The following is a 19,621-nucleotide window of genomic DNA, read 5'->3' on the forward strand; positions in this document are numbered from 1 at the left end:
TCGATCGGATACGAACCCGGCAAATGTGCCCTTTACTGCGTGAGTTCGGGGGAGGTGCTGTGAACCGCTTGCCCAGCCTTATTGGATGCAGTGTACAATTGATCTCTGTTCGGAATTCGCTAGAGATCAATGGGTGGGACTGTGACGGATTCGGCACCGCTGGCGGCTCAGCGGCGAGAAGTCATCCTCGAAACCGTTCGCCGCAAGGGGGCGGTGCGAGTTGCCGCGCTCGTGGAGCAGCTCGGCGTGTCCGACATGACCATCCGCCGCGACCTGGACGTCCTCGCGAGGACCGGGTCGGTCGAGAAGGTGCATGGTGGCGCTGTGAGCACCTCGGGCACCACGTGCGACGAGCCCGGCTTCGAGACCAAGTCCACCCTGAAGTCGGCGGCCAAGGCCGCCGTCGCCGAAGCGGCCGCCCAACTGGTCCAGCCCGGAAGCGTCGTGGCGATCTCCGGTGGAACGACGACGTATGCCGTTGCCCACCGTCTGCGCGACATCGCGAACCTGACCGTGGTCACCAATTCCCTGCCCGTCGCGGAGCTGCTGCGGTCGTTCGGGGCGGAAGACGGTGCCGCGGCCCCGACCCTGCTGGTCACGGGTGGAGCACCCACCAAGTCCGCGTCCCTGGTCGGGCCGTTGGCGGACCAGACGGTCCGCTCGCTGCAGGTCGACCTCCTCATTGTCGGCGCGCACGGCGTTTCCGAGCGCGCCGGCGTGACCACCCCGAACCTCGCGGAGGCGGAAACCAACCGCACGCTGATCTCCGCTGCGACCCGGCTGGCAGTTGTGGCCGACCACAGCAAGTGGGGCGTCGTCGGCCTGAGCCGGTTCGCAGAGCTGTCCGACATCGACTACTTCGTGTCCGACCAGGGCCTTGCCGAAGAAGCGCGCACCGTTCTCGGTGAGCAGGTCGGCCGGCTGATCGTGGCAGACACCCACAGGACCTGAAGCGACGGACCGTCGGGCCATCAGCGGTACGGTGCAGCGCGCACCCTGTGCGTACCGCCAGGAACGGTATGCCCGTGGTTTCGTGACGCAGGCGTAGGCGCCGGCTTCCCGGTCCGGTACGACGCTCACGGCGGCCTCCGCCGGTCCGTGCGCGCTCCGCGTGGGTCGAGCTTGCGGCACCCCGGTACATGAGTACAGAAGTGCCACTTGAGCTCGGAAAGAATTCAGGGCGCCGATGAGCCGGATCTGGCGGGTGTCAACAATTGCGAAGGGGGGCGTAGCGGCCCGAAATCCACGACGCTTCCCGCCACTTGGAGCTTCGGGCGGCCGTGCCGTGTATTCCCCCGCACCTCTTGGCCGGGTATGGAAATGGCGTTATGGTCCGCCGTACGGTCGAGCAAAAGGAAGGCGGGGAACGGAGAGTGGAGGGACAAGGGCGGCCCGCGGCCGTGAAGGTGCTTCACGTCCCCCCGAACGGACCGGACGAGGCGATCCGCACGCTTAACGAGCGAACACGTCGCGAGGAGCGCGGTGCGGCCCAGGATGCCCCACCCCCCATGTGAGCTCTGTGCAGGGCGGGTTGGGGGCTAAGGGCACCGTGCAGCGTGACGGAGAACCTTCCCTCGGCCACGCTGGGAGAAGTGGTGCAGCAACGGGGTGCGCTCCTGACGGTCGAGGCCGCCCGAATCGACCTCAGCGAACGGTGCTGTTGGCAGCGCCGGTTGCCCCTGCGAGAGCCTGTTCGTCGATCCGTCGGGCTCCTCGGGCTGCGCATGCAGGGTGCCGCCTGCGCACAGGGGGACCAGCACCGCCCCGGAGCGCAACCGATGCCGCAGTCAGCCACGTTGCCGGTCCGTCGAGCGGGTGCCGCGACGCTCCGCCTGCCGTGAAGGCGCCGCACCTGGCCTACCGCATCGGTTTCCCGTCACCCACTGCCCGCGGTGCAGCGGCGGTCTCGAGAAGACCTTGCCGGCTTCGCCGTCCTCCGGTTTCGCCCCACCCGCCCCCCCGCCGATCGTGCGGCCGCAGCGCCCACCGACTACTCCTGCAAGGAGCCACTCCATGCCCGCCGCTCGCCCGACCCGCCTCCTCGCTGCTTGCACCAGCACCCTTCTCGTCGCGGGCCTGGCCGCCGCCTCTCCTGCAGCCGCCGCCGATTCGGTGTCGTACGACTTCGAGTCCCCCTCCCAGAAACTGCCGTTCATGGCGATCAACGGCTTCGGCCGCGTCCTCGTCGGACCCGCACCCGGAGGAAAGGCGGGGCAGGCTGCGCGAGTGAACATCCCCAACGACGGACGTTCGTTCAAGTCGGAACTGGTCATCAAGGGTCTGGACGAAGGCAGTCATCGCTTCGGATTCGCCAACTACCTCCCCGCCGACTGGCAGGAACGGGACCTCGACACCATCGTCGCCCAGTGGTTCAGCACGCAGGACGACGGCGGCGGCATCAAGCCCGTCGTCGCACTCTCGGTCCATGGCGGCAACTGGCAGCTGAAGGTCCACTGGATGACCGGTGGCGAGATACAGGAGGCCGTCATCCCGCTGGGTACCGCGCGTCCGGGCCGTTGGAACCGGTGGACCTTCGACATCGCGTGGTCCGTCCCCGGCAGGCCCGGCTCGATCACCATCGCGCGGGACGGCGTCACCGTGGGTTCCCACCAGGGCGCCAACAACTACCACCGCGGCGATCCGCCGCACTTCAGGATCGGCGCCTACCGCCCCAACTGGCGCCCCGAGAAGGGGCCGGCGAAGCGAGCCGGAGCGTCCGAGGCGATCCTCTTCATCGATGACATCGTCATCACCAGCACGACCGCCGGTTCCCGCCCGGAGGTCCATGCGAGCGGACCCGGTGGCGATGCCTCGCCTTCGCAGTCCCCGACACTGTCGCCCGGCCCCACCCCCACAGGCTCGCCCGCGAGCTCCCCGCCCGCCCCGGCCGTCGACGCTCCTGGCGGAGTTGACGCCGCTCCCGGTGAGGGGTCGCACGAGGCGCGGACCGGCGCGACCGCGCACGGGAGCGGCCGGACCGTTGTCATCGGGAGCGCCGTGGGCGGCGCCGCAATTCTGGCCGGCGGCACTCTCGTCCTGCTGCGGCGGCGCAACGCGAAGGGCTCTCCTCGCGGCGCACACCACCGGGCGCGCACCTGACAGGATCGAGCGTTGACTTTAGTTGAATTATGTTTACTCTTGTCGATGTATGGCTTGCGACAGCGCCGTACCGTACTCCGAGAGACGGGCACGTTTCCGTGAAGAGAACCTCGACGAAGCTCGCGGACGGCCGCGAACTGATCTACTACGACCTCGATGAGAGCGCCGAACGCGACACGGTCGACCGGCGTGCACTGGAGGCCGTCGACAGTCATCCGGAGCTGCGCCTGGATCTGGCGACGGGGGACTGGGTCACGATCGCCTCGCACCGTCAGGGACGCGTCCACCATCCGCCGACCGACGCGTGCCCCCTGTGCCCCTCAGGGGGAGGGCGCCACAGTGAGATACCGGCCGCGGACTACGACGTGGCCGTGTTCGAAAACCGCTTTCCTTCCCTGGCGGGACGTGTCGGACGCTGCGAAGTCGTGTGCTTCACGTCCGAACACGGAGCGAGCTTCGCCGATCTGACCGAGGACCGCGCCCGCCTCGTGCTCGAAGCCTGGACGGACCGCACCGAGCGGCTGTCGTCCTTTCCCGGAGTCGAGCAGGTGTACTGCTTCGAGAACCGCGGCGTGGAGATCGGCGTCACCCTCGCCCACCCGCACGGGCAGATCTACGCTTTTCCCTTCGTCCCGCCGCGCACTGCCAAGATGATCGCCGTCGCCGACACACACCGGGCCGTCACCGGCGGAAACCTCTTCGAAGACCTGCTGGCCGAAGCACGGGCCGCCACCTCACGTGTGGTCCTGGCCGGGGAGCACTGGACGGCGTTCGTGCCCTACGCCGCCCGCTGGCCGTACGAGGTGCACCTCTACCCGCATCGCCGCATCCCCGACCTCACCCACCTCACCCAGGCCGAACGCACCGAGTTCCCCGGGATGTACCTGGAGCTGCTGCGCAGGTTCGACCGGTTGTTCCGCCAGGAAGGGGAGCCCGCACAAGCGGCCCCCACCCCCTACATCTCCGCCTGGCACCAGGCGCCCAGGACCGGGGGAGAGGAACTCGCCCTGCACCTGGAGCTGTTCACCGTGCGCAGGTCTGCCGGCAAGCTCAAGTTCCTCGCCGGGGTCGAATCCGGCATGGACTCCTTCGTCAACGACGTGGCCCCGGAGGCCGCCGCCGCGCGACTGCGGGAGGTCGCATCATGAGCCGCTACCTGGTGACCGGGGGAGCCGGATACATCGGCAGCGTGGTCGTGGCCCACCTCCTCGTGGCCGGCCACCGGGTGACGGTGCTCGACGACCTGTCGACCGGCGTGCACCAAGCCGTCCCGGCGGGAGCCGAGTTCGTTCGCGGGGGTCTCGCGCACGCCGCCGCCATCCTGTCGGCCGACTACGCCGCGGTCCTGCACTTCGCAGGCTCCTCACAGGTGGCCGAGTCCGTACGGGACCCGGACAAGTACTGGCGCAACAACGTGACCGGTTCGCTGGAGCTGATGGCCGCCATGCGACAAGCGAACGTGCGCACCCTGGTCTTCTCCTCCACCGCCGCGGTCTATGGCGAACCCGCAGAGCTGCCGATAGCCGACGACGCCCGCACCCTGCCCACCAGCCCCTACGGCGCGACCAAGCTGGCCGTCGATCACCTGATCACCGGTGAAGCCGCCGCCCACGGGCTGGCCGCCGTGTCCCTGCGGTACTTCAACGTCGCGGGAGCGCACGCGGGCTTCGGCGAGCGCCACGAACCCGAGTCGCACCTCATCCCCCTCGTCCTCCAAGTGGCCCTGGGGCGAAGGCCGCACATCGACGTCCACGGCGACGACTACCCCACCCGCGACGGCACCTGCGTACGCGACTACATCCACGTCGCCGACCTCGCCGAGGCCCACCTCCTGGCACTGGAGGCAGCACGCCCCGGCGAGCATCTGATCTGCAACCTGGGGAACGGCGAAGGCTTCACGGTCCGGGAGGTGATCGACTCCGTGCGACGGGTCACGGGCCGGACGATCCCCGAAATCGTCCGCCCCCGCCGTCCCGGCGACCCGGCTGTACTGGTCGCATCCGCGACCCGCGCGCGCGAGCGCCTCGGCTGGCGGCCCAGCCGCCCCGACCTGGACGCCATCGTGGCCGACGCCTGGGCCTTCGCACGCGAGGTGACCGTATGAAAGAGGCCTTCCGACGCATCTACGGCGCCCACCCGGAGGGGGTCTGGGCAGCGCCCGGCCGGGTCAACCTGATCGGAGAACACACCGACTACAACGACGGCTTCGCGCTGCCCATCGCCATCCCCCAGCACACCCTGGTCGCGGCAAGGAAGCGACAGGACGACCGGCTCCGGCTGCACAGTGCCCAGGGGGACGGCCCGGTCCTCGACCTCCGCGTGACCCAGCTGACCCCTGGAGCGGTCACCACCTGGGCCGCCTACCCGGCAGGGGTCGTCTGGGCGCTGCGCGAGGCCGGACACCGGCTCGGTGGCGCCGACCTCCACATCGACAGCACGGTCCCCGTCGGCGCCGGCCTTTCGTCCTCCGCCGCGCTCGAGTGCGCGGTCGCCTTCGCCTACAACGACCTCTACGACCTGAACCTGAGCGCACCCGCCCTCGCGCTGATCTGCCAACGCGCGGAGAACGGCTTCGCCGGCGTGCCCTGCGGGGCCATGGACCAGTTGGCCTCCGCCTGCTGCACCGCCGGTGCGGCCCTGCACCTCGACATCCGGGCCGGCTCCCACGAGCAGGTCCCCTTCGCCCCGGAAGCCCAGGGCCTGAGCCTGCTGGTCGTCGACACCCGCGTGAAGCACGACCTCGGTGACGGCGCATACGCGGCCCTGCGGACCGGGTGCGAGCGGGCCGCCAGCCTGCTCGGGCTCGAGGCACTACGCGACCTCACCCCTGCGGACCTGCCCCGGGCGGCGAGAGCCCTCCCAGCCCACCTGCTGCCCCTGGTCCGGCACGTAGTGAAGGAGAACGCACGAGTCACCCACGCCGTCTCGCACCTACGAGCGGGACATCTGGCGGCGCTCGGGTCGATCCTCACCGACGGTCACGCCTCGCTGCGCGACGACTTCCGGATCTCCTGTGCCGAAAGCGACCTCGTCGTGGACACCGCCCTGGCCTACGGAGCCCTCGGAGCACGCATGACCGGTGGCGGATTCGGCGGGTCCGTCATCGTGCTGGCGGAAGAGGGCCGGGCGGAGGGGATCGGCGTCGCCGTCACCACCGCGTTCCGCGCGGCCGGATACCAACTTCCCCACCTGTTCCCGATCACCCCGGCCGCAGGCGCCAGACGTATCTCGTGAGAGCGGTAAGGGCGACGCCCGGCGACTAGACTGTTCGTTCGTGAGGAATTCCGTGTGACTTCGACGGTGCCAAGCCTGACGCACAGAGGAGCGGGACGAGAATCGTGACCGAAGCAGCTCGCCTCGCACCCCAGCGCAGAGCGCTGATCCTCGACATCGTGCGCCGCGACGGCGCGGTGCGTGTGGCCGACCTCGTGGAACAGCTGGGCGTCTCGGACATGACCATCCGCCGCGACCTCGACGTGCTCGCCCGGACCGGTTCCCTGTCGAAGGTGCACGGGGGCGCCATCAGCGCCTCCGTCACCACCGCAGACGAACCGCCCTTCGAGACGAAAGCCGGGCTGGAGTCACGTGCCAAGGCAGCGGTGGCCGAGGCCGCCTCCGCCCTGGTGAAACCGGGCAGCGTCGTGGCCATCTCCGGCGGTACGACGTCCTACGCGGTAGCCGCCCGGCTCCGGGACGTACCGGCCCTCACGGTGGTGACCAACTCCCTGCCGGTCGCCCAACTGCTGCGACCCACCGGCGCCGAAACCGGCCCGGCGGCTCCCACACTGCTCCTGACCGGCGGCGCGCCCACCAAGTCGGCTTCGCTCGTCGGACCCCTCGCCGACCAGGCACTCCGCTCCCTCCAGGTGGACCTGCTCATCATCGGCGCCCACGGGGTGTCCGAACGGGCCGGGGCGACGACGCCGAACCTGGCGGAAGCCCAGACCAACCGTGCTCTGATCGAATGCGCCACTCAGGTGGTCGTGGTCGCCGACCACACCAAGTGGGGCGTCGTGGGTCTCAGCCGGTTCATCGCGCTCTCCGAGATCGACTACTTCGTCTCCGACGACGGCCTCGACCCCGAGGCGTGCTCCGTCCTGCGCGATTCGGTCGGACAGCTGATTCTGGGCACGACGCAGCCCTGAGACTGGCAGAGATTCCGGCCCCTGCGGAGCCTCAGGCCGGGTCGAGGGACTGGATCTCGTCGAGGTGGCTCTCGACCCAGTACCGCAGCTGAGCCAGAGGCTCCGCAACACTGTGCCCGAGAGCCGTGAGCGCGTACTCGACGTGCGGTGGCACCGCCGGGTACACGGTCCGGTCGACGAACCCCTTCTCCTCCAGCCGGCGCAGCGTGCTGGTCAGCACCTTCGGGCTGACGCCCTCCAGGCGGCGCAGCAGGGCGCCGAAGCGCTGCGGGCCGTCTCCCATGGCGCCGATGGCCAGCGCGGACCACTTGTTGGCCAGGAGGTCGAGCACCTCGCGGCAGGGGCACTGCGCCGCGTAGACATCGTGATGGTCGTGCCGCTCCGACGTGCAGCTCATGACCATGGCGTCCACTCTCCTCCGGTGCGTCTTCCACCTCGATGCTTCCCAATGGGAAGTAGCCTCCCTTGCAGGTTACTACGTCCCCAGGGGTACCGTCCCGAACGGGTCGCAAGCTCAGGGGGCACCCCCGGATCAGAACCCCGGACAGCCCTTGTCAGGACCCGTGGCGAAGAAGACCATCACGAGGAGAAGCGAGATGAACGAGATGCCGCACGACACGATGCGGGCGGTCGCCTACCGCGAGAGCCTGCCGGTCGAGAACGGCAACAGCCTGGTCGACGTCGAGCTGCCCGTCCCGCAGCCCGGCCCGCACGACCTCCTCGTCAGGATCGAAGCCGTCGCGGTCAATCCGGTCGACTACAAGGTCCGCCGCAACAGCGACCCGGGCGGCCGACCCAAAGTCCTGGGCTGGGACGCCGCCGGCACCGTCGTCGCGGTCGGCGACCAGGTCGAACTGTTCGCGGTCGGCGACGAGGTCTACTACGCCGGCGCGATCGACCGCCCGGGCACCAACGCCCAGTACCACGTCGTCGAGGAGAGCATCGTCGGACCCAAGCCGGCCACCCTCTCCTTCACCGACGCCGCTGCTCTCCCGCTGACCTCCCTCACCGCCTGGGAAGGCCTCTTCGAACGGCTCGGCCTGCGCGAGGGAGAAGCCGGTCGCGAAACAGGCACGCTGCTGGTGACCGCGGCTGCCGGCGGTGTCGGCGCCATGGTGGCGCAACTGGCCCGCGCCCTCACCGACCTGACGGTGATCGGCACCGCTTCGCGGCCCGAGACCGCCGAGTTCGCACGCCGGATGGGCGTCACCCACATCGTCGACCACCACAGCCCGCTGCCGCAGCAGGTGGCCGAGGTCGCCCCCGGCGGCCTGGACCACGTCTTCAGCACGGCCGGTACCGACCGCAACCTCGCCGCCTACGCGGACATGCTGGTGCCCTTCGGCGGGATCGTCGCCATCGACGACTTCGGCCCCGTGGAGATCGGGCTCCTGAAGTCCAAGAGCATCTCTTTCCACTGGGAGCTGATGTTCACCCGGTCGCTGCACCGCACCCCCGACAGGGCACGACAGCACCACATCCTCACCCGCGTCGCCGGGCTCGTGGACCGGGGCGCCCTCACCACGACCGCCACCACGGACCTGGGCACCATCACCGCAGCCAACCTGCGCGAAGCCCACCGGATCCTGGAATCCGGCAGCGCCATCGGCAAGATCACCCTCACCGGCTTCTGAACCGGCGACCAGACTCACCCACCGCGCCCCCGGCGCCGTCGACCCGAGGAGAAGAACCATGACCGCCCGCTCGCACCCGCTCGTCGCCCTCGCACGCGTGCGCGCGAAACCAGCACGACGCGAAGACCTCCAGGACGCCCTGACCGCACTGGTCGAACCCTCCCGCGCCGAGGACGGGTGCTTCGACTACACGCCGTTCGAACTGCTCGAGGAGCCCGGAACCTTCTACGTCCGCGAGACCTGGGCCGACCAGGCAGCCCTCGACTTCCACATGGCAACGCCCCACTTCCAGGCCTTCGCAGCACGCTTCGAAGAACTCCTGGCCGAGCCGATCGGGCTGATCCCACTGCGCGAGGTTCCCACCACTGTCACCGCCACAGCCGACCCGGCCTGACGGCCACCGGGCCCGCCCGTCATGGGCGGGCTCCCTCACCCCAGCAAGCCGAGGAGATCTCATGCCTCGCATCGACCACCTCACCACAGCCGCCCCCCGCTCCCACAAGGGCACACCGTGCGCCCACCGCTACGAGCTCGCCGCCGACATCACCGCCCCACGCCTGCTGCGGCCCTGGATCACGGCCCGGCTCGCCGGATGGCACCTCCACGGCCTGAGCGACGACCTCGTTCTGATCGCGAGCGAACTGGCCACCAACGCCGTGCGCCACGGCGGCACTCCCGCCCGGGTCACCCTGGCCCTGCGGTGTCCCGGCAACGGCCGCCGGGTGGTACGGCTGGAGGTTGAGGATTCCGGCCCCGGCTTCGACCCCCCTTCCCGTCCACACGCGATCCGCGTCGAGAGCTGTACGGGCCGCGGCCTGCTGCTGGTGGAAACGCTGAGCAGCGCCTGGGGAGTTCGGGCGACGGCCGCCGGCCAGCTCGTCTGGGCCGAGCTGCCTACCTGACCGTTCGCGGGAGGGGCTTGCCAGAAGCAGGATGTTTGCGTAAACATTCAGGCGGGTGACAGGCCCGCGAGCGCGAAACCGCGCCCCCCTGCTCAGTTGAGGAGCACGCGCATGCCCCTTCTCCAGATCGAAGACGACGGATTCCGGCTCGACGGGGATCCCTTCCGCATCATCTCGGGCGGACTGCACTATTTCCGCGTCCATCCTGACCACTGGGGCGACCGGCTGCACAAGGCCCGCCTCATGGGCCTCAACACGGTGGAGACGTACGTACCGTGGAACCTCCACCAGCCGCGGCCCCACGAGTTCCGCATGGACGCCGGCCTCGACCTGCCCCGGTTCCTCGATCTCGCCGCCGCCGAGGGGCTGCACGTACTCCTGCGCCCGGGCCCCTACATCTGCGCCGAATGGGAGGGCGGCGGTCTGCCCTCATGGCTCCTGACCGACCCGTCCATGCGGCTGCGCAGCCGCGATCCGCGGTTCCTCGCCGCGGTCGAGGACTACTTCAGCAGGCTTCTGCCTCCCCTGCACGACCGGCTCGCCCCCCGGGGCGGCCCGGTGCTGGCGGTACAGGTGGAAAACGAGTACGGGGCCTACGGAGACGACACGGCCTACATGGAGCACCTGGCGGGTGCACTGCACCGGCACGGCGTCGACGTGCCGCTTTTCACCTGTGATCAGCCGGCCGACCTCGAACGCGGGGCGCTGCCGGGAGTGCTCGCCACCGCCAACTTCGGCAGCCGCTCCACCGAACACCTCGCCACCCTGAGGACTGCCAGGCCCTCCGGGCCCCTGCTGTGCACGGAGTTCTGGATCGGCTGGTTCGACCGCTGGGGCGGGAACCACGTCGTCCGGGCTGCCGAACATGCCTCTCAGGAGCTGGACGAACTGCTAGCCACGGGCGCCTCCGTGAACTTCTACATGTTCCACGGCGGCACGAACTTCGGCTTCATGAACGGCGCCAACGACAAGCACACCTACCGGCCCACCAGCACTTCCTACGACTACGACGCACCCCTCGACGAGGCCGGCGACCCTACCGAGAAGTTCGCCGCCTTCCGCAAGGTCATCGCCAATTACGCTCCCGTCCCCTCAGAGCCCCCGCCGCCACGTGCTGCGAAATTCAGCCTGGAGGCGGTGGCACTGACCGAGAGCATCGCTCTGTTGGACACCGCGCCGGCCCTCGGGGACGCCATTGCCGCGCACCGACCGCTGACGATGGAGGAACTCGGCCAGAACTACGGCTTCGTGCTGTACGAGGCGGAACTGCCGGATGCTGGACCCTCCCTGCTCGAAGTCGAGCAGGTGCGCGACCGGGCCCAGGTCTTCCTCGACGGCCAGCCCGTAGGGGTGTTGGAGCGCGAGAGCCACGAGCACGCCCTCACCTTCACGGCTCCGCGCCGCGGCGCCGTCCTGACCGTCCTCGTCGAGAACCAGGGCCGTGTCAACTACGGCCAGGGCATCCACGACCGCAAGGGGCTGCTCGGCCACGTCCTGCTGAACGGATCTCCGCTCCACGGATGGACCAGCCGTCCGGTACCGCTCACCGCGATCGAGGACCTTCCCTTCGGCTCCGGGCCGGGCACGCCGACCGGGCCCGCCTTCCACCGTGGCACCTTCGACGTGGACCGGGCGGCCGACACCTTCCTCCACCTCGACGGCTGGACGAAGGGCAATGTCTGGATCAACGGCTTCGCCCTCGGCCGCTACTGGTCGCGCGGCCCCCAGCGCTCGCTCTACGTGCCAGGTCCGGTACTGCGCACGGGCCTCAACGAAGTCGTCGTACTCGAACTGCACGCACCCGGCCGGGAACGCACGGTGGCCTTCCGGGACGCGCCGGACCTCGGCCCCGTGGAGGACTGACGCCACGAGGGCAGGCCGTGCGGGGCCGCGAGCCCGACACGGGCACGGCCCCGCCGGCAGGAGGCGCGTCAGACGGCGGAGCGCCGCCACTTCTGGTTGTCGCCGCCGTGGCACGTCCACTGGACGAGCCGGGCGCCGTCGGCCCAGGACTGGTCCGCGACGTCCAGGCACTTGCCGCTGTGCTGGGCGACGAGCCGCATTCCGGTCGGGCCGGCCTGGGCCGTCTTCCACCGCTGTTCGGGTGCGTCGCTGCAGGCGGCCTGGACAATGGCGGCACCGTCATGAGGGGAAGAGTCCCGGACCGCGAGGCACTTCCCGCTGTGGCGGAGCATGATCCGTACCGTGCCGTCTCCCACGCCCCGGAACCACACCTGCTGGTTGACACTGCCTGCCGCGCAGCCCCACTGGATCAACGCCGCGCCCTCGGCCACCGACCAGTCTGCGGCGTCGGCGCACTTGCCGCTGTGCGCGGCGGTCAGTGTGTTCCAGTCGCCGATCCCACGCACGGTTCCGTTCTCCGTGGAGATGGTGATCTGCGGGTAGTAGTCCATGGACAGGGTGGTTTTGGTGGGAAACTTCAGCGGGAGCCATACGTACTGCGAGTCGTTGACCATACCGCCCATGGAGTTGCCCCACCGGTCGCCCATGTACAGGTAGGTGGTGACACCGGACGTCCCCTCGACGGGCAGCACGAAGGCCGTCTGGGAACCGTAGGTCCTGCCGTCGCCCAGGTCCCGCAGCGAGCTCCAGGTGCCGGTGATGCTGTCCGCCGTGCCGTACTTTTGCTGGTTCGGCGCCCAGCCGGTGGCTCCGGAGGTGACCAGGAAGTAGACGCCGTCGCGCTTGAAGAGGGCCGGAGCCTCGCGCCACTGGCCGGCCCACAATTTCTGCACCCGTGTCTCGACGCCGGTGTAGTCCGCAGTGAGCCGGTAGATGTGGAGATCGGCGTTCTCGTTGGCGGCGGAGATCATGTAGCCGGTGCCGTCGGTGTCCACGAAGGTCGTGATGTCCCGGGACATGTGCCCCAGCGGCCGGAAGCTCCCGCGCCAGGAGTAGTCGCCGTCGACCGTGGAGGAGACGGCCACCGCGGCACGGGCCTCGCTGTAGTCGGTGGCGCTGCCCTCCTTGTGCATCCACATGACGAACTGTCCGGTGGCGCGGTTGTACATCACCTTGGGGCGTTCGATGTTGGCGGTGGCCAGCTCCGGGTGGCTGGCCTGGGACAGGACGTGACCGCGGGGCTCCCACGTCCTGAGGTCGGTGGAACGGTAGGCGGAGACGTAGCGGAAGCTGTTGTCAGGGTTCCGGTCCTCCCCGAACCAGTAGTAGTACTCGTCCACCTTGATGACCCCACCGCCATGTGCGTGCACGGGGCGGCCGGCAGGGTCGGTGAACTGCGTCGCGTTGACGACGGTCACGGGGGAAGGGGAGGCCGCGGCGGTGCCGAGACCGCCGAGGAGGCTCGCAAAGAGGGCTGCCACAACGGCGTACAGGGGGAGCAGGCATGGGGGGTGACGTCGCATGAGTACCTCGCGATGGGCTGGCGGGCAAGGAGGCGCCCACGGCTGGAGAGCCGGCGGTGCAGCAGGCTCCGGTGAAGTCGCCGTTCCACCTCTGTAATGTTTACGTAAACACTCAGCGGTTGGCTGCGAGTCTGAGAGCCGCGCCAGCGCGTGTCAAGCGGTCGGACGCGAATCGTCACAACCGGCTCGGGTGCGGTGTCGGCGTGATGGAGGCGCCCGGGTGGGGGGCCGGGCCGCATTGCCTGTGGATGCCGCGAGTTGAGCTTCCGCGGTTGCCGGACTCCGAGGGTCGACGGCTGGTTTTCGGTCAGTGAAGGCAAGATGCTTGACGCTCCCCAAGGGGAATGCCACCATCGCGTGACCGATGATTACGTAAACATTTGCCATCAGGTCCTGCCCATGAGGCCGATTCCGGCCCGGAGGCCTTCATCTCTCCCTCGGTCGCGGACCCCAGGTCACTGACACAAGGACCCACCATGACGCTCCTGCCGACGCCGGCAAAAGCAGGCCCTCCGCCTCGTTCCCGTGCCCGTCCCCGTGTAAGGCGGGACGCCCTCGTCGGCTGGGGGTTCGCCGGTCCGTTCGCAGCGGTGTTCGCCCTGGTCTTCCTGGCCCCCATCGGGTACGCGTTCTACCTCAGCCTGATGCGTGACCGGCTCATCGGCGGTACCTCCTTCGTCGGCGCGGCCAACTACCTCCAAGTGCTCAACGATTCGCGGTTCTGGGAGGGATCGGCCCGGGTAGGGCTGTTCCTGCTCGTCCAGGTGCCGGTCATGCTGGGTATCGCATTGTTCGTCGCGCTCGCCATCGACGGCGGCCGCCTGTACGGCAAGGACGTCTTCAGGGTCGCCGTCTTCCTGCCCTATGCCGTTCCGGCCGTGGTGGCCAGCCTGATGTGGGGCTTCCTCTACGGCACCAGGTTCGGCCTGGTGGGCAACCTGAACGACGCGTTCGGCCTGTCCCTACCGGACCCGCTCTCGCCCTCCCTGGTGCTCACCTCCATCGGCAACATCGTGACCTGGGAGTTCGTCGGCTACAACACTCTGATCTTCTATGCCGCCCTGAGGGTGATTCCGCGTTCTCTCTACGAGGCGGCGGCCATCGACGGCGCCGGCGAGTGGCGGATCGTCACGGCGATCAAACTGCCGGCCATCCGTGGAGCGGTGGTCATCGCGACGATCTTCTCGATCATCGGCAGCTTCCAGTTGTTCAACGAGCCGAACATCATGCAGAACCTCGCTCCCAACGCCATCACGACCGACTACACCCCGAACCTCTACACGTACTCGCTGGCCTTCTCCGGCCAGCAGCACAACTACGCGGCGACCGTCGCCATCGTGATGGGGGTCTTCACCGCGGTCATCGCCTACGCGGTCCAGCTCCGCGGCATGCGGAAGGGCTGAGAACATGATCACGGATTCCACCGGTGCCTCCTCGGACACCAGGGAGCGCACCGCACGCTCCGGCGCGGACCCCATCGCGGCTTCCGCCGGATCAGCCGGACCCGCCGCAGACCCGCCCCGCAGGTCGCCAGGGCCCCGCCCCCGACGGGCTCACACCCCGCTCGACCCCAGGCCCAGCATCCCGCTGACGCTGATCACCGGCCTGGTCCTCGTCTACACACTCCTTCCCCTCGCATGGCTGGTCATCAACGCGACCAAGGACCAGAAAGACCTCCTCGGGTCCTTCGGCCTGTGGTTCGGCAAGGACGTCCAGCTCTGGGACAACATCGCGCGCACGCTGGCCTACGACGACGGCGTATTCCTCCGCTGGACCCTGAACACCCTGCTCTACGTCGCCGCCGGCGCGGGCGGTGCAACACTGCTTGCCGTCCTCGGCGGATACGCGCTGGCGGTGTACGAGTTTCCAGGCCGCCGCGCCGTGTTCGCCGTCGTCATCGGAGCGGTGGCCATCCCCGGGACGGCCCTGGCCGTACCCACCTTCCTGATGTTCAGCGGCATCGGACTGACCGACACTCCTTGGGCGGTGATCATCCCCTCCCTGATCTCGCCCTTCGGGCTCTACCTGATGTGGGTGTTCACCGCGGAAGCGGTACCGCACGAACTGCTCGAAGCCGCCCGCATCGACGGCGCGGGCGAGCTGCGCATCTTCTTCCGGATCGCCCTCCCGCTGCTGATGCCGGGAACCGTGACGGTCCTGCTCTTCTCCATGGTCGCGACCTGGAACAACTACTTCCTGCCGCTGATCATGATCAAGGACCCGGACTGGTATCCGCTCACCCTCGGTCTCAACGCATGGAGCGCCCAAGCCAGGACCGCGGGCGGGGAGCCCGTCTTCGACCTCATCATCACCGGCTCCCTGCTCACCATCGTGCCGATCGTCGCCGTCTTCCTCCTGCTCCAGCGCTACTGGCAGTCCGGTCTGGCCGCCGGCAGCGTCAAGGAGTGACGCGCCGGTCCAGCCCTCCCGCCCGATCCACCTCGTCCGCACACCGAATCAGGAGCACCACCGATGAGATCGAACAGCCGCCGTCGCATCGTCGCCGCCGTCGCCACGGCGTGCGCCCTGGCCCTCGGCGCCACTGCCTGCGGTTCGCCGGACCCGGGGACCGACGGTTCCGCGAAGGACGTGGCATCAGCACTCGAAGCCGGAGGCAAGCTGACGGTGTGGGCATGGGAGCCCACGCTGAAGAAGGTGGCCGCCGACTTCGAGAAGAAGCATCCGAAGGTGGACATCGAACTCGTCAACGCAGGCACGGGCAACAAGCAGTACACCGCGCTGCAGAACGCGATCACCGCCGGCTCGGGAGCCCCGGACGTTGCTCAGGTCGAGTACTACGCCATTGGCCAGTTCGCCATCGGCAAATCCCTGGAAGAACTCTCCTCCTACGGCGCCTCAGCCCTCGACCAGACCTTCACCACCGGCCCCTGGAACGGAGTCAGGTACGGGAAGGGAATCTACGCCCTCCCCATGGACTCCGGACCCATGGCGCTGTTCTACAACAAGAAGGTCTTCGACCGGCACGGCATCGCGGTCCCCACCACCTGGGACGAGTACGTCGAAGCGGCGCGCGCCCTGCACAAGGCGGATCCGAAGCTCTACATCACGAACGACACCGGCGACGCCGGCGCCACGACCAGCCTGATATGGCAGGCGGGCGGACGCCCGTACAAGGTGGCGGGCACCGACATCGGCATCGACTTCAAAGACGCCGGCACGGCGCAGTACACGTCCACCTGGCAGAAGCTCATCGACGAGCGACTGCTCGCGCCGGTCACGTCGTGGAGCGACGAGTGGTACCAGGGTCTGTCGGACGGCAGCATCGCGACCCTCTCCATAGGCGCCTGGATGCCCGCCAACTTCACCTCGGGCGCACCGGCCGCCTCGGGGGACTGGCGCGTGGCGCCCCTCCCGCAGTGGACCAAGGGCGCCAAGGCAGGTGCGGAGAACGGTGGCAGTTCCCTCGCAGTGCCGAAGGCGTCGAAGAACAAGGCGCTGGCCTATGCATTCATCGAATACGCGACCACAGGGGCCGGCGCCACGAGTCGCGTCTCCGACGGCGCCTTCCCCGCCACGCGGGCCGACCTGGAATCTCCGGCCTTCCTGGACACGCCGTTCCCCTACTTCGGGGGGCAGCAGGCCAACCGGATCCTGGCCGACGCGGCCCGTGAGGTCGCCGCGGGCTGGTCGTACCTGCCGTACCAGGTGTACGCGAACTCCGTCTTCAACGACACCGTCGGCAAGGCCTACGTCTCCCCGACGACACTGACCCAGGGGCTGGAGGCCTGGCGGGCCACCATCGCCAAGTACGGCACGGAGCAGGGGTTCACCGTCGTCGAATAGAGGGCTCGGCGCCGGCCCGTCCGGCAACGGCAGTGGGAGAGGGGCCCCCGGGTGTCCTGGCGCCCGTCCAGGGCCCAGGACTTCGCCTCCTCCCACGGCAGTTCGACCCACACTCCCGCGATGTTGAAGTGTGTTGATTTTCTTCCGAATTTGATCGAAGTCGGGCAGGATGTAATCCATGGACTATCTCGCCGAGCAGGACCGCTATGCCTGTATGGCCTATCGTCGGGCCGGACGTAGCGGTGTGCAATTGCCCGCCATCTCGCTGGGCCTCTGGCACAACTTCGGTGAGGGCCACGCGTTGGAGGTGCAACGGGCGGTGCTTCGCCGGGCTTTCGACCGGGGGGTCACGCACTTTGACCTGGCGAACAACTACGGCCCGCCCAACGGGAGCGCGGAGCGCAATTTCGGCCGTCTCTTCGCGCAGGACTTCCGTCCCTACCGCGACGAGCTGTTCATCGCCACCAAGGCGGGCTACCACATGTGGCCCGGCCCGTACGGACACGGCGGTAGCCGGAAGTACCTACTGGCGAGCCTGGACCAGTCGCTCCGGCGGACGGGTCTGGAGTACGTGGACGTGTTCTACTCACACCGCTACGATCCGCAGACCCCGCTCGAGGAGACCATGGGGGCGCTGAACTCGGCGGTGCGTTCCGGCAGGGCTCTTTATGCCGGCATCTCCAACTACCCGGCCGAACAACACCGCGCGGCGGTGGCGATCCTGCGTGAGCTGGGCACACCGGTCCTGCTGAACCAGGCCCGGTACTCGGTCCTGGACCGCACGGTGGAGGACGGACTACTGGACGCCGTGGGTGATACCCGGACCAGCCTGATCGCCTACTCACCGCTCGCGCAGGGCCTTCTGACGAGCCGATATCTCGACGGGGAGGTGCCGGCCGGGTCGCGGATGTCCGTCGGGCACTTCCTCAAGGAGGGAGCCCTGACCGAGGCCAAGCTGGTGCAGTTGCGATCGCTGGGCCGACTGGCAGAACACCGCGGACAGAGCCTGGCGCAGCTGGCGATCTCATGGGTGCTGCGCGATCCCCGGGTGGTGTCGGTGATCATCGGTGCGAGCAGTGTGAATCAACTCGACCAGAACCTCGACGCCCTGCAGGGAGGATCATTGTCCGAGAGTGATCTGGCAGAGATCGATGCGCTGAGCCGCTGAGGAATGCACTTGGTCGGACGGACTGTCGAGGTTCTGCCCCGAGGGGATCAACTGCATGAGTGCTTACGGTGCGAGCTCGACAGCTATGGCCAGCGGCCGCTGGACGGTGCACTGTGAGGCGACGGCAATTCCACCGGCGCGGGTCATACGGATCGCTGACGACTGGCTGCGGCCGATGTCGGAATCGCGGGCCGACCGCGTCAGAGGACTGTCAGGGCATCGGCCTGGCGGCACCCCCGGCAATGCTCCCGGGCATGGCGGGGCGCTGCGATCCCAGTTCGGGGAGGAACAGATCTGCGTGGCTGTGGTCGTGCCTCAGTGGCCTGATGCTGACTTTTGGTGACTTTGGAGGACTCGCAACGCTCTGACCTGGGGAAACGTACGAAGATCCAATGGTTCTGGAACTGGATCGGACGGTCCCAAGAGGATATCGCACAGGCCCGCGAGGACTGGATGAACGGCAGTCGCTTCGGCGAGGTGAAGGGCTACGACGGCGCTCCGATTCCTGCCCCGGAACTTCCCCCAACTCGCTTGAAGCCCAGGGGTAGAACGCGCTGAACAGCGCTGATGTCATCAAGGGTGCGGGCTGTACGTGGCGGCTCGCATCGTTCCGCTTCCGAGGGTCAGGCGGGAGTCGACACGATCTCGGCAATGGCATTTCGATCTTGGCGTCGAGTCTCATGTGGATCAGGGTGTGGTCAGGTCTAGTCGAACGAATGCTGACACTTTGCTGACTCTACTGACGAGTAGTTAGATTTCTGGGGGGAGAGTCGGACGGTTCCTCGTGGCAGAGGCGCGTCACGCAGAGGTGCCGGTCGCGAACCGTTCGGCTGCCCCGGACAGGGCCGGTTCGACTCCCCCTTCAGGGTCCAAGCCCGCAGTTGGCCCGCGGCGCAGGTCGGCCTGCGAGGTTGTAGGCAGTCAACAAGGCGCCGTGCTGGAGCCGCCGCGGACGCGCCGACAGGGCCCCATGCCTGGCGGCGCGTTCAGCGGATGCTCGTCCCGGACCGGGTGCCGGTCAGGACCGGCTGAGGATGGTGCAGATCTCGCCCTCGGAACACGAATCGGGATCAGTCACCGCCGCCCGCCCGGCCAGCTTCCGCAGCTCCGTTTGGGCCTCGCGCAGCTCGGCCATCCGCCGCTCGATCTCCGCCAGATGCTGGTCGATGAGCGCCCCGACCCGCGCGCAGGGGGCCTGCCCGCTGTCCCGCAGGGCCAGCACGGAGCGGATCTCGGCGAGAGTCAGCCCGGCCGCCTGGGCATCGCGGATGAAGCCCAGCCGGGCGACCGTCTGCTGCGGGTAGTCGCGGTAGCCGCCGGAAGTACGCGGAGGCGCGGGTAGCAGTCCGGCCTGCTCGTAGAACCTGATCGTCTTGGTGGTCAGCCCGCCCGCCACCGCCAGCTTGCCGATACGCATACCTCCACGCTAACGCCTTGACCTTCCAGCGCAGTGGAAGGTCTACCGTCGGCGACAGCTAGGAAC

The 19,621-nt window shown here is 68.6% G+C and carries 17 protein-coding genes and 1 pseudogene; 15 read left to right on the forward strand and 3 right to left on the reverse strand.

The window, feature by feature from the left end; translation table 11 throughout:
• The first annotated feature begins 141 nt into the window (after positions 1 to 141).
• The 6 genes from ACIQK6_RS31460 to ACIQK6_RS31485 all read left to right on the forward strand — a co-directional run bounded on the left by ACIQK6_RS31460 (position 142) and on the right by ACIQK6_RS31485 (position 7,244).
• Positions 142 to 951 (forward strand): DeoR/GlpR family DNA-binding transcription regulator, encoded by an 810-nt coding sequence (locus tag ACIQK6_RS31460; protein ID WP_402696029.1) that lies wholly within the window; start codon positions 142 to 144, stop codon positions 949 to 951.
• Positions 952 to 2,013: 1,062 nt separating this feature from the next.
• Positions 2,014 to 3,099: a heparin lyase I family protein gene (locus tag ACIQK6_RS31465; protein ID WP_402696031.1), complete on the forward strand. Its 1,086-nt coding sequence runs from the start codon at positions 2,014 to 2,016 to the stop codon at positions 3,097 to 3,099.
• A 98-nt stretch (positions 3,100 to 3,197) separates the two neighbouring features.
• Positions 3,198 to 4,247, forward strand: a complete 1,050-nt coding sequence (galT, locus tag ACIQK6_RS31470; protein WP_402696033.1) for a galactose-1-phosphate uridylyltransferase — start codon at positions 3,198 to 3,200, stop codon at positions 4,245 to 4,247.
• Positions 4,244 to 5,203 carry a UDP-glucose 4-epimerase GalE gene (gene galE, locus ACIQK6_RS31475; protein ID WP_402696034.1) on the forward strand — a complete coding sequence of 320 codons (960 nt, stop codon included), beginning with the start codon at positions 4,244 to 4,246 and terminating at the stop codon, positions 5,201 to 5,203. Before galT ends, galE begins: the two co-directional genes overlap by 4 nt.
• The gene (gene galK / locus ACIQK6_RS31480) at positions 5,200 to 6,333 is read left to right on the forward strand and encodes a galactokinase (RefSeq protein WP_402696035.1); all 1,134 of its coding nucleotides are present in this window, start codon (positions 5,200 to 5,202) and stop codon (positions 6,331 to 6,333) included. Before galE ends, galK begins: the two co-directional genes overlap by 4 nt.
• Before the next feature lie 104 nt (positions 6,334 to 6,437).
• A complete protein-coding gene (locus ACIQK6_RS31485) occupies positions 6,438 to 7,244 on the forward strand; it encodes a DeoR/GlpR family DNA-binding transcription regulator (RefSeq protein WP_161295401.1) in 807 nt (268 codons plus the stop codon).
• A gap of 31 nt (positions 7,245 to 7,275) precedes the next feature.
• Here ACIQK6_RS31485 and ACIQK6_RS31490 read toward each other — a convergent pair whose 3' ends face one another.
• Complete coding sequence (locus ACIQK6_RS31490; RefSeq protein WP_402696037.1) at positions 7,276 to 7,641, reverse strand: winged helix-turn-helix transcriptional regulator; 366 nt, start codon at positions 7,639 to 7,641, stop codon at positions 7,276 to 7,278.
• Between the two features lie 199 nt (positions 7,642 to 7,840).
• Between ACIQK6_RS31490 and ACIQK6_RS31495 the strand changes: the two genes are divergently transcribed.
• The 4 genes from ACIQK6_RS31495 to ACIQK6_RS31510 all read left to right on the forward strand — a co-directional run bounded on the left by ACIQK6_RS31495 (position 7,841) and on the right by ACIQK6_RS31510 (position 11,643).
• Positions 7,841 to 8,878: a zinc-binding alcohol dehydrogenase family protein gene (locus tag ACIQK6_RS31495; RefSeq protein ID WP_161295397.1), complete on the forward strand. Its 1,038-nt coding sequence runs from the start codon at positions 7,841 to 7,843 to the stop codon at positions 8,876 to 8,878.
• 58 nt (positions 8,879 to 8,936) lie between these two features.
• On the forward strand, positions 8,937 to 9,272 hold the full coding sequence (locus ACIQK6_RS31500; protein WP_161295395.1) for a putative quinol monooxygenase: 336 nt from the start codon (positions 8,937 to 8,939) through the stop codon (positions 9,270 to 9,272).
• Positions 9,273 to 9,333: 61 nt separating this feature from the next.
• Positions 9,334 to 9,780, forward strand: coding sequence for an ATP-binding protein (locus ACIQK6_RS31505; RefSeq protein ID WP_161295393.1), 447 nt, complete (start codon positions 9,334 to 9,336; stop codon positions 9,778 to 9,780).
• 111 nt (positions 9,781 to 9,891) lie between these two features.
• Positions 9,892 to 11,643 carry a beta-galactosidase family protein gene (locus ACIQK6_RS31510; protein ID WP_402696040.1) on the forward strand — a complete coding sequence of 584 codons (1,752 nt, stop codon included), beginning with the start codon at positions 9,892 to 9,894 and terminating at the stop codon, positions 11,641 to 11,643.
• Positions 11,644 to 11,711: 68 nt separating this feature from the next.
• Here the strand turns inward: ACIQK6_RS31510 and ACIQK6_RS31515 are convergent, their stop codons facing one another.
• The gene (locus ACIQK6_RS31515) at positions 11,712 to 13,166 is read right to left on the reverse strand and encodes an RICIN domain-containing protein (RefSeq protein ID WP_161295389.1); all 1,455 of its coding nucleotides are present in this window, start codon (positions 13,164 to 13,166) and stop codon (positions 11,712 to 11,714) included.
• Positions 13,167 to 13,642: 476 nt separating this feature from the next.
• Between ACIQK6_RS31515 and ACIQK6_RS31520 the strand changes: the two genes are divergently transcribed.
• The 5 genes and pseudogenes from ACIQK6_RS31520 to ACIQK6_RS31540 all read left to right on the forward strand — a co-directional run.
• On the forward strand, positions 13,643 to 14,569 hold the full coding sequence (locus ACIQK6_RS31520; protein ID WP_402696042.1) for a carbohydrate ABC transporter permease: 927 nt from the start codon (positions 13,643 to 13,645) through the stop codon (positions 14,567 to 14,569).
• A gap of 4 nt (positions 14,570 to 14,573) precedes the next feature.
• Positions 14,574 to 15,575: a carbohydrate ABC transporter permease gene (locus tag ACIQK6_RS31525; protein ID WP_161295385.1), complete on the forward strand. Its 1,002-nt coding sequence runs from the start codon at positions 14,574 to 14,576 to the stop codon at positions 15,573 to 15,575.
• Between the two features lie 63 nt (positions 15,576 to 15,638).
• The gene (locus ACIQK6_RS31530) at positions 15,639 to 16,970 is read left to right on the forward strand and encodes a sugar ABC transporter substrate-binding protein (protein WP_161295383.1); all 1,332 of its coding nucleotides are present in this window, start codon (positions 15,639 to 15,641) and stop codon (positions 16,968 to 16,970) included.
• A gap of 178 nt (positions 16,971 to 17,148) precedes the next feature.
• A complete protein-coding gene (locus ACIQK6_RS31535; protein WP_402696045.1) occupies positions 17,149 to 18,138 on the forward strand; it encodes an aldo/keto reductase in 990 nt (329 codons plus the stop codon).
• 396 nt (positions 18,139 to 18,534) lie between these two features.
• A pseudogene (locus tag ACIQK6_RS31540) lies at positions 18,535 to 18,696 on the forward strand (pirin family protein); the annotation flags it as partial.
• A gap of 460 nt (positions 18,697 to 19,156) precedes the next feature.
• Here the strand turns inward: ACIQK6_RS31540 and ACIQK6_RS31545 are convergent.
• Complete coding sequence (locus tag ACIQK6_RS31545) at positions 19,157 to 19,555, reverse strand: heavy metal-responsive transcriptional regulator (protein WP_402696047.1); 399 nt, start codon at positions 19,553 to 19,555, stop codon at positions 19,157 to 19,159.
• Positions 19,556 to 19,621 lie beyond the last annotated feature (66 nt).

Origin of the sequence: Streptomyces sp. NPDC091682 (assembly GCF_044756625.1) — a bacterium.
Taxonomy (GTDB): Bacteria; Actinomycetota; Actinomycetes; order Streptomycetales; family Streptomycetaceae; genus Streptomyces.